The sequence below is a fragment of the Pseudomonas sp. SA195 genome, from assembly GCF_054131565.1.
The window spans coordinates 3816422-3825441 of the sequence record NZ_CP096392.1 but is presented as its reverse complement, the minus strand read 5'-3'; the positions used below and the strand labels follow the sequence as shown (position 1 = coordinate 3825441).

The 9020-nt window shown below is 56.5% G+C and carries 18 protein-coding genes; all 18 read left to right on the top strand.

Going from position 1 to position 9020, the window contains the following annotated elements:
* Position 1 precedes the first annotated feature (1 nt).
* The 18 genes from rpsQ to rplQ all read left to right on the top strand — a co-directional run bounded on the left by rpsQ (position 2) and on the right by rplQ (position 8946).
* A complete protein-coding gene (gene rpsQ, locus M1D78_RS17860) occupies positions 2–268 on the top strand; it encodes a 30S ribosomal protein S17 (RefSeq protein ID WP_025240347.1) in 267 nt (88 codons plus the stop codon).
* Between the two features lie 23 nt (positions 269–291).
* Positions 292–660 carry a 50S ribosomal protein L14 gene (gene rplN / locus M1D78_RS17855; RefSeq protein ID WP_003289207.1) on the top strand — a complete coding sequence of 123 codons (369 nt, stop codon included), beginning with the start codon at positions 292–294 and terminating at the stop codon, positions 658–660.
* An 11-nt stretch (positions 661–671) separates the two neighbouring features.
* A complete protein-coding gene (gene rplX, locus M1D78_RS17850) occupies positions 672–986 on the top strand; it encodes a 50S ribosomal protein L24 (RefSeq protein WP_019339971.1) in 315 nt (104 codons plus the stop codon).
* 19 nt (positions 987–1005) lie between these two features.
* Positions 1006–1545, top strand: a complete 540-nt coding sequence (gene rplE, locus M1D78_RS17845; RefSeq protein ID WP_243605766.1) for a 50S ribosomal protein L5 — start codon at positions 1006–1008, stop codon at positions 1543–1545.
* A 13-nt stretch (positions 1546–1558) separates the two neighbouring features.
* On the top strand, positions 1559–1864 hold the full coding sequence (gene rpsN / locus M1D78_RS17840) for a 30S ribosomal protein S14 (RefSeq protein ID WP_437421305.1): 306 nt from the start codon (positions 1559–1561) through the stop codon (positions 1862–1864).
* 183 nt (positions 1865–2047) lie between these two features.
* Complete coding sequence (rpsH, locus tag M1D78_RS17835; protein ID WP_003281824.1) at positions 2048–2440, top strand: 30S ribosomal protein S8; 393 nt, start codon at positions 2048–2050, stop codon at positions 2438–2440.
* Positions 2441–2452: 12 nt separating this feature from the next.
* The gene (gene rplF, locus M1D78_RS17830) at positions 2453–2986 is read left to right on the top strand and encodes a 50S ribosomal protein L6 (RefSeq protein ID WP_437421304.1); all 534 of its coding nucleotides are present in this window, start codon (positions 2453–2455) and stop codon (positions 2984–2986) included.
* 10 nt (positions 2987–2996) lie between these two features.
* The gene (rplR, locus tag M1D78_RS17825; protein WP_019339967.1) at positions 2997–3347 is read left to right on the top strand and encodes a 50S ribosomal protein L18; all 351 of its coding nucleotides are present in this window, start codon (positions 2997–2999) and stop codon (positions 3345–3347) included.
* Positions 3348–3350: 3 nt separating this feature from the next.
* The gene (gene rpsE, locus M1D78_RS17820; protein WP_243605769.1) at positions 3351–3851 is read left to right on the top strand and encodes a 30S ribosomal protein S5; all 501 of its coding nucleotides are present in this window, start codon (positions 3351–3353) and stop codon (positions 3849–3851) included.
* 2 nt (positions 3852–3853) lie between these two features.
* Entirely contained in the window at positions 3854–4033 is a 180-nt protein-coding gene (gene rpmD, locus M1D78_RS17815) for a 50S ribosomal protein L30 (protein ID WP_003281818.1), read from the top strand.
* Between the two features lie 3 nt (positions 4034–4036).
* Positions 4037–4471, top strand: a complete 435-nt coding sequence (gene rplO / locus M1D78_RS17810) for a 50S ribosomal protein L15 (RefSeq protein WP_019339965.1) — start codon at positions 4037–4039, stop codon at positions 4469–4471.
* Complete coding sequence (secY, locus tag M1D78_RS17805) at positions 4472–5800, top strand: preprotein translocase subunit SecY (protein ID WP_423706859.1); 1329 nt, start codon at positions 4472–4474, stop codon at positions 5798–5800.
* Positions 5801–5827: 27 nt separating this feature from the next.
* Positions 5828–5944: a 50S ribosomal protein L36 gene (rpmJ, locus tag M1D78_RS17800; protein WP_037025762.1), complete on the top strand. Its 117-nt coding sequence runs from the start codon at positions 5828–5830 to the stop codon at positions 5942–5944.
* A gap of 131 nt (positions 5945–6075) precedes the next feature.
* Positions 6076–6432: a 30S ribosomal protein S13 gene (rpsM, locus tag M1D78_RS17795; protein WP_003289190.1), complete on the top strand. Its 357-nt coding sequence runs from the start codon at positions 6076–6078 to the stop codon at positions 6430–6432.
* 30 nt (positions 6433–6462) lie between these two features.
* Positions 6463–6852, top strand: coding sequence for a 30S ribosomal protein S11 (gene rpsK / locus M1D78_RS17790; RefSeq protein WP_014854207.1), 390 nt, complete (start codon positions 6463–6465; stop codon positions 6850–6852).
* 17 nt (positions 6853–6869) lie between these two features.
* On the top strand, positions 6870–7490 hold the full coding sequence (gene rpsD, locus M1D78_RS17785) for a 30S ribosomal protein S4 (protein ID WP_102838124.1): 621 nt from the start codon (positions 6870–6872) through the stop codon (positions 7488–7490).
* Positions 7491–7512: 22 nt separating this feature from the next.
* A complete protein-coding gene (locus M1D78_RS17780) occupies positions 7513–8514 on the top strand; it encodes a DNA-directed RNA polymerase subunit alpha (RefSeq protein ID WP_003289187.1) in 1002 nt (333 codons plus the stop codon).
* 45 nt (positions 8515–8559) lie between these two features.
* Positions 8560–8946, top strand: a complete 387-nt coding sequence (gene rplQ, locus M1D78_RS17775) for a 50S ribosomal protein L17 (RefSeq protein ID WP_340555115.1) — start codon at positions 8560–8562, stop codon at positions 8944–8946.
* Positions 8947–9020 lie beyond the last annotated feature (74 nt).

Here is a 9020-nt window from a genome sequence, read left to right as displayed (position 1 = left end):
CATGGCTGAAGTTGAAAAGACTGTCCGCACGCTGACTGGCCGTGTCGTCAGCGACAAGATGGACAAAAGCATCACCGTACTGATCGAGCGTCGCGTGAAGCACCCGATCTACGGTAAATACGTGAAGCGTTCGACCAAACTGCACGCGCACGACGAAACCAACCAGTGCCGCATTGGTGACAAAGTCACCATTCGTGAGACTCGCCCGATGGCGAAGACCAAGTGCTGGATGCTGGTTGATGTCGTCGAACGTGCCGTCGAAGTCTAAGGGTTAGGGGTCGGAGAAATTATATGATTCAGACTCAATCCATGCTCGATGTGGCGGACAACAGTGGCGCGCGTCGCGTCATGTGTATCAAGGTCCTGGGTGGTTCGCACCGCCGTTACGCCGGCATCGGCGACATCATCAAGGTTACCGTCAAGGAAGCGATTCCGCGTGGCAAGGTCAAGAAAGGCCAGGTAATGACTGCTGTTGTAGTCCGTACCCGCCACGGTGTTCGTCGTCCGGACGGCTCTATCATCCGCTTCGATGGCAACGCTGCTGTTCTGTTGAACAACAAGCAGGAGCCTATTGGCACCCGTATTTTCGGGCCAGTGACGCGTGAGCTTCGTTCCGAGAAGTTCATGAAGATCGTCTCGCTCGCGCCTGAAGTGCTGTAAGGAGAAGCCGCATGCAAAAGATTCGTCGCAACGACGAGATCATCGTCATCGCCGGCAAAGACAAGGGCAAGCGCGGTAAGGTGCTTCGGGTTCTCGCTGATGACCGTCTGGTCGTCGGTGGGATCAACCTGGTCAAGCGTCATACCAAGCCGAACCCGATGTCGGGCGTTCAGGGCGGTATCGTCGAGAAGGAGGCGCCATTGCACGCCTCTAACGTTGCTATCTTCAACGGTGAAACCAACAAGGCTGACCGCGTTGGGTTCAAGGTTGAAGACGGTAAGAAAATTCGTGTCTTCAAGTCGACCCAAAAGCCGGTTGAAGCTTGAGACTGCTAGGTAGATAACCATGGCACGACTAAAAGAAGTTTATCGGAAGCAAATCGCTCCCAAGCTGAAGGAAGAGCTCCAGCTTGGCAACGTGATGGAAGTTCCGCGCATCACCAAGATCACCCTGAACATGGGTCTCGGCGAGGCGATCGGTGACAAGAAGATCATCGATAACGCCGTCGCTGATCTGGAAAAGATCACCGGCCAGAAGGTCGTCGTGACTCACGCTCGTAAATCCATCGCTGGCTTCAAGGTCCGCGAGGGATGGCCGATCGGCGTCAAGGTGACCCTCCGCAGCGATCGTATGTACGAATTCCTGGATCGTCTGCTATCCATCTCCCTGCCTCGGGTCCGCGACTTCCGCGGCCTGAATGCCAAGTCGTTCGACGGCCGTGGCAACTACAGCATGGGCGTGAAGGAGCAGATCATCTTCCCGGAAATCGATTACGACAAGATCGATGCCCTGCGTGGTCTGGATATCACTCTGACCACTACTGCTCGGACGGATGAAGAAGGTCGCGCGCTGCTGCGTGCCTTCAACTTCCCGTTCCGTAACTGATTGGAGTAGGTGCATGGCTAAGCAAAGCATGAAGAACCGCGAGCTGAAGCGTCAGCAAACGGTTGCCAAGTACGCTCAGAAGCGTGCCGCGCTCAAAGCAATCATCGCAAGCCCGGAATCATCTCCGGAAGCGCGTTGGGAGGCTCAGGTTGCGCTGCAGAAGCAGCCGCGTGACGCCAGCGCTTCGCGTCTGCGCAACCGCTGCCGTCTGACCGGTCGTCCGCACGGTGTTTATCGCAAGTTTGGTCTTGCGCGTAACATGCTGCGTCAAGCGGCGATGCGGGGCGACGTTCCCGGTCTGGTCAAGGCCAGCTGGTAAAGCTGAGCCGGCTTGCCGCCGGCTCGGTGTTGTTCGAATCAAGCCCCTCATGGGGCTTGATTCGTTTCTAGGGTGTCTCTAGAATGTCCGGCTCGCCAGAGTCACGCCTGTGTGCGTTAGCTCGTTCTGTAGGCGACACGAGCCCAAACGGGCTTATTTTTTTGTATTAGGAGCCAAGAGCCCATGAGTATGCAGGACCCGTTAGCGGACATGCTAACTCGTATCCGTAATGCCCAGATGGCCGAAAAGTCCGTCGTAAGCATGCCGTCTTCCACGCTGAAGGTGGCTGTAGCCAACGTTCTTCAAGGTGAAGGCTATATCGCAGGATACAACGTCAGCAGCGACGCCAAGCCGCAGCTGTCTATCGAGCTGAAGTACTTCGAAGGCCGTCCGGTCATCGAGGAGCTCAAGCGTGTAAGCCGTCCTGGCCTTCGCCAGTACAAATCCGTTGATCAGTTGCCGAAAGTTCGTGGCGGACTGGGTGTCTCGATCGTGTCCACCAATAAAGGTGTGATGACTGATCGTGCTGCTCGTGCTGCCGGCGTTGGCGGCGAAGTGCTCTGCACTGTGTTCTAAGGGGGGATAAGCATGTCTCGCGTTGCTAAGAACCCCGTCAAGCTGCCTGCCGGTGTTGAATTCAATCTGTCCGGCCAGCGGCTTTCGGTAAAGGGTGCCAAGGGCGCTCTCGAACTGAACGTTCATTCTTCCGTTGAAGTGATTCACGAAGCGGGTGAGTTGCGTTTCGCTGCTCGTAATGGCGATCAGCAGAATCGTGCGATGGCCGGCACTACCCGTGCGCTGGTCAATAACATGGTGATCGGCGTCAGCCAAGGCTTCGAGCGCAAGCTCCAGCTTGTTGGCGTTGGTTATAAGGCGCAAGCCAAAGGTCAAGTGCTGTCCCTGGCTCTCGGCTTCTCGCATCCGATCGAGTATGAGCTGCCGCAAGGCGTTACCGCTGAAACTCCCAGTCAGACCGACATCCTGATCAAGGGTGTGGACAAGCAGCTGGTTGGTCAGGTGGCCGCTGAAATCCGTGATTTCCGTCGCCCAGAGCCTTACAAGGGCAAGGGTGTTCGGTACTCGGACGAAGTGGTTCGTCGTAAAGAAGCTAAGAAGAAGTAGGGCATAGCAAATGAGCGTAAAGAAAGTTACTCGTCTGCGTCGCGCTCGCAAGGCACGCCTGAAGATGCGCGAGCTGGAAACGGTACGCCTTTGTGTGTACCGCTCTTCCCAGCACATCTACGCCCAGGTCCTCTCCGCCGATGGCGGCAAGGTTCTGGCCAGCGCCTCGACGCTCGACAAAGAACTGCGCGGCGGTGCCACTGGCAACGTCGACGCTGCCAAGAAGGTTGGTCAGCTGGTCGCTGAGCGGGCTAAAGCCGCAGGTGTCACCCAGGTGGCGTTCGACCGTTCTGGCTTCAAGTACCACGGTCGTGTGAAGGCACTGGCTGATGCTGCTCGTGAAGGCGGGCTGGAGTTCTAAGTTATGGCATATAACGAGCAAAAGCGCGACGAAGGCTACATTGAGAAGCTGGTTCAAGTTAACCGCGTCGCCAAGACAGTAAAAGGTGGTCGTATCTTCACTTTCACCGCGCTTACCGTGGTGGGTGATGGAAAGGGTCGTGTTGGTTTCGGTCGCGGCAAGTCCCGTGAAGTGCCAGCGGCGATTCAGAAGGCCATGGAGGCGGCGCGCCGCAACATGATCCAGGTCGACCTGAACGGCAGCACTCTGCAGTACGCGACGAAAGCGGCTCATGGCGCTTCGAAGGTTTATATGCAGCCGGCATCCGAAGGTACCGGTGTCATCGCCGGTGGTGCAATGCGCGCCATCCTTGAGGTGGCCGGTGTTCAGAACGTTCTGGCTAAGTGCTATGGCTCTACCAACCCGGTGAACGTGGTTCATGCCACTTTCAAGGGTCTGAAGGCCATGCAGTCGCCTGAGTCGATCGCTGCTAAGCGTGGCAAGAGCGTCGAGGAGATTTCCTGATCATGGCTAACACCGTCAAGGTCACGCTGATCAAGAGTGTCAGCGGTCGTATCCCCAATCACAAGCTTTGCGTCAAGGGCCTCGGCCTGCGTCGTATCGGTCACACCGTAGAAGTTCAGGATACGCCTGAAAATCGCGGCATGATCAACAAGGCTTACTACATGCTCCGTGTGGAGGGCTAAGCCATGCAACTGAACGATCTGCGTTCCGCGCCGGGCGCTCGTCGCGAAAAGCTGCGCCCGGGCCGTGGTATCGGTAGCGGTCTGGGCAAGACTGGTGGCCGTGGCCACAAAGGCCAGACTTCGCGCTCCGGTGGCAAGATTGCCCCTGGTTTCGAGGGTGGTCAGCAGCCATTGCACCGTCGCCTGCCAAAGTTCGGCTTCGTATCGCTGAAGGCTATGGATCGCGCTGAAGTGCGCACGTCCGAGTTGGCCAAGGTTGAAGGCGATGTCGTTTCTGTGCAGAGCCTCAAAGACGCCAACATCATCAACCAGAACGTACAGCGTGTGAAAGTCATGTTGTCGGGCGAGGTTGGTCGGGCGGTCACCCTCAAGGGTATCGCAGCCACCAAAGGTGCGCGTGCGGCTATCGAAGCAGCTGGCGGCAAGTTCGAGGAATAAATGGCTAAGCAAGGTGCTCTCTCCGCGCTGAGTAATGGCGGGCTTTCTGAACTCTGGGCTCGTCTGCGTTTCTTGCTGATGGCGATCATCGTCTATCGGATAGGGGCGCATATCCCGGTGCCGGGTATCAATCCCGACAGGTTGGCCGAGCTGTTCCGTCAGAACGAAGGGACCATCCTTAGCCTGTTCAATATGTTCTCCGGTGGTGCGTTGGAGCGTATGAGCATCTTTGCTTTGGGGATCATGCCGTATATTTCGGCGTCGATCATCATGCAGCTCATGACCGCTGTTAGCCCACAGCTGGAGCAGTTGAAGAAGGAAGGCGAGGCTGGCCGTCGCAAGATTAGTCAGTACACGCGCTACGGTGCGCTGGTGTTGGCGATCGTGCAGGCGATTGGCATGTCTGTCGGCCTTGCCGGGCAAGGCGTCGCGTTCAGCAACGACTTCGGCTTTCATTTCGTCGCGATCACTACCTTCGTAGCGGGTGCGATGTTCATGATGTGGCTAGGTGAGCAGATTACCGAGCGGGGCGTTGGCAATGGTATATCCATGCTGATCTTCGCTGGTATCGTCGCTGGTCTGCCGGGGGCGCTTGGGCAATCCTTCGAATCGGCTCGTCAGGGTGATATCAATATCATTGCTCTGCTTGCGGTTGGTCTGTTGGCGGTCGCCATCATTGGTTTCGTCGTGTTCATCGAGCGCGGCCAGCGCCGTATCGCGGTGCACTACGCCAAGCGTCAACAGGGCCGTAAGGTCTTCGCGGCGCAGACTAGCCACCTGCCGCTTAAAGTCAACATGGCAGGCGTGATTCCAGCAATCTTCGCCAGTAGCATCCTGCTGTTCCCGGCTTCGCTGGGGCAGTGGTTTGGCCAGTCCGAGAGTATGGGCTGGCTGGCGGATATTTCTCAGGCAATTGCCCCCGGGCAGCCCTTGAATATTTTGCTGTTCAGTGCCGGGATCATATTCTTCTGCTTCTTCTATACGGCGTTGATGTTCAACCCGAAAGACGTCGCGGAGAACCTCAAAAAATCCGGTGCCTTTATTCCGGGTATTCGTCCTGGTGAGCAGTCCGCGCGTTACATCGATGGCGTGTTGACTCGTCTGACCATGTTCGGAGCTCTGTATATGACGGCTGTTTGCCTCCTGCCGCAGTTTCTGGTGGTGGCTGCAAACGTGCCGTTCTACCTTGGCGGGACATCGCTGTTGATTGTGGTTGTGGTTGTCATGGACTTTATGTCTCAGGTCCAATCGCACCTCATGTCTCACCAGTACGATTCCCTGATGAAAAAAGCCAACCTGAAGGGTTATGGCAGCGGCATGCTCCGCTAACTAGCCCGTAAGGTTCCAGGAGTTGTCATGAAAGTTCGTGCATCGGTTAAGAAGCTGTGCCGTAACTGCAAAATCGTGCGTCGCGATGGCGTCGTTCGGGTTATTTGCAGTGCAGAACCGCGTCACAAGCAGCGCCAAGGCTGAGTGTGAGCTAAGGCTCGAGCCCGGCAGCTAGTGCGCTGTCGGGTTGATTATTTGTTATTACAGCGTTAGTATCTCGCGCCCTTTTCTTGGCTTCCGGGGCGTTGGGTAGCTGTCAATTGGAGTTTCACTGAATGGCCCGTATTGCAGGCGTAAACATTCCAGATAACAAGCATACTGTTATCTCGCTGACCTACATCTATGGTGTTGGTCGCACTCGTGCGCAGGAAATCTGCGCGGCTACCGGCGTGAACCCGGCGGCTAAAATCAAGGATCTCTCAGACGAGCAGGTAGAGCTGCTGCGTGGCGAAGTAGGCAAGTTCATCGTTGAGGGTGACCTGCGCCGTGAAGTCAACATGAAGATCAAGCGCTTGATGGACCTGGGTTGCTACCGCGGCCTGCGTCATCGTCGTGGTCTGCCGGTTCGCGGCCAGCGTACCAAGACCAACGCTCGCACCCGTAAGGGTCCGCGTAAGCCGATCCGCAAGTAATCGCATTAGCGCATCGACAGGAATCTAATCATGGCTAAACCTGCTGCTCGTCCTCGTAAAAAAGTCAAAAAGACGGTGGTTGATGGCATCGCCCATATCCACGCGTCTTTCAACAACACCATCATTACCATCACCGACCGTCAAGGCAACGCGTTGTCCTGGGCAACTTCCGGTGGTTCTGGTTTCCGTGGCTCGCGTAAGAGCACCCCGTTCGCTGCCCAGGTGGCTGCCGAACGCGCCGGTCAAGCGGCACTGGAATATGGCCTCAAGAACCTCGACGTCAACGTCAAGGGTCCGGGTCCGGGTCGTGAATCTGCCGTTCGTGCTTTGAATGGCTGTGGTTATAAAATCGCCAGCATCACCGACGTGACGCCTATCCCGCACAACGGGTGCCGTCCGCCGAAGAAGCGTCGCGTGTAATCAGGAGACAGTGAGAAATGGCTCGTTATATTGGTCCCAAGTGCAAACTGTCTCGCCGTGAAGGCACCGATCTCTTCTTGAAGAGTGGTGCGCGCGCGCTCGAATCCAAGTGCAACATCGAAACCCCACCGGGTGTTCACGGTCAGCGTCGTGGTCGTTTGTCCGACTACGGTACTCAGCTGCGTGAAAAGCAAAAAGTCCGTCGTATCTACGGCGTTCTTGAGCGCCAGTTCAGTGGTTACTACAAAGAAGCAGCCAGCCGTAAGGGTGCTACCGGCGAGAACCTGCTGCAGCTGCTCGAGTGCCGTCTGGACAACGTCGTGTATCGCATGGGCTTCGGCTCCACTCGTGCCGAGTCGCGTCAGCTGGTATCGCACAAGTCGATCAGCGTTAATGGTCAGACTGTGAACGTCCCGTCCTACCAGGTTAAAGCCGGTGACGTGGTGGCTGTTCGCGAGAAGTGCCGCAACCAGCTGCGTATTGCTCAAGCCCTCGAACTGTGCGTACAGCGCGGTCGCGTTGAATGGGTCGAAGTAGATGCCGACAAGAAATCTGGTGTTTTCAAGAATGTTCCGGCTCGCAGTGATCTGTCCGCCGACATCAACGAAAACCTGATTGTCGAGCTCTACTCCAAGTAAGGGCTAGAAAATAGGTGTATCCATGCAGAGTTCGGTAAATGAGTTCCTGACCCCCCGCCATATCGATGTGCAGGTGGTCAGTCCGACCCGTGCCAAGATCACACTCGAGCCTCTCGAGCGTGGTTTTGGCCACACCCTGGGCAACGCGCTGCGTCGCATTCTGTTGTCCTCCATGCCTGGCTGCGCTGTGGTCGAGGCTGAGATCGACGGTGTGCTCCACGAGTACAGCGCAATCGAGGGCGTGCAGGAGGATGTAATCGAAATCCTGCTCAACCTCAAAGGTATCGCCATCAAGCTGCATGGCCGTGATGAAGTAACCTTGAGCCTGGTGAAGAAGGGCGCGGGCGCTGTTACCGCTGCCGATATCCAGCTGGATCACGATGTCGAAATCGTCAATGGCGATCACCTGATCGCTAACCTGGCGGCTAATGGCTCGATCAACATGAAGCTCAAGGTCGCTCGCGGCCGTGGTTACGAGCCTGCTGATGCGCGTCAGAGCGATGAAGATGAGAGCCGTAGCATTGGCCGTCTTCAGCTCGACGCCACCTTCAGCCCGGTTCGTCGCGTGGCTTATGTGGTTGAGAATGCTCGTGTCGAGCAGCGTACCAACCTGGACAAGCTGGTCATCGACCTGGAAACCAACGGAACCTTGGATCCTGAAGAAGCGATCCGTCGTGCCGCGACCATACTGCAGCAGCAGCTGGCCGCGTTCGTCGACCTCAAGGGTGACAGCGAGCCGGTCGTCGTCGAGCAAGAAGACGAGATCGATCCGATCCTGTTGCGTCCGGTTGATGACTTGGAATTGACTGTTCGTTCGGCCAACTGCCTGAAAGCAGAAAACATCTATTACATCGGTGATCTGATTCAGCGCACCGAAGTAGAGTTGTTGAAGACGCCGAACCTGGGCAAGAAGTCTCTGACTGAGATCAAAGACGTTTTGGCTTCCCGCGGTCTGTCCCTCGGTATGCGCCTCGATAACTGGCCGCCGGCAAGTCTCAAGAAGGACGATAAGGCTACGGCCTGATCGCCCCTAGTCACCGAACATATCGTTTGGTAAGGAATTTCAATCATGCGTCATCGTAAAAGTGGCCGTCACCTCAGCCGCACTAGCGCACACCGCAAGGCTATGTTCCAGAACATGGCGGTGTCGCTGTTCGAGCACGAACTGATCAAGACTACCCTGCCCAAGGCCAAAGAGCTGCGTCGCGTTGCCGAGCCGCTGATCACTTTGGCTAAGGAAGACAGCGTCGCTAACCGTCGCCTCGCTTTCGACCGTACTCGTTCGAAGGCCATCGTCGGTAAGCTGTTCAACGATCTTGGCCCGCGTTACGCGACCCGTCAGGGTGGGTATCTGCGTATTCTCAAGTGCGGTTTCCGTGCTGGTGATAACGCACCTATGGCCTATGTCGAGCTGGTCGATCGCCCAGTTACCGGCGAGATAGAGGCTGCTGAATAAGCCTCTCGCTTGTATAGAAAAGCCGGACCCTTGGGTTCGGTTTTTTTATGCCTGGTTCATTAGTCACAGACTAT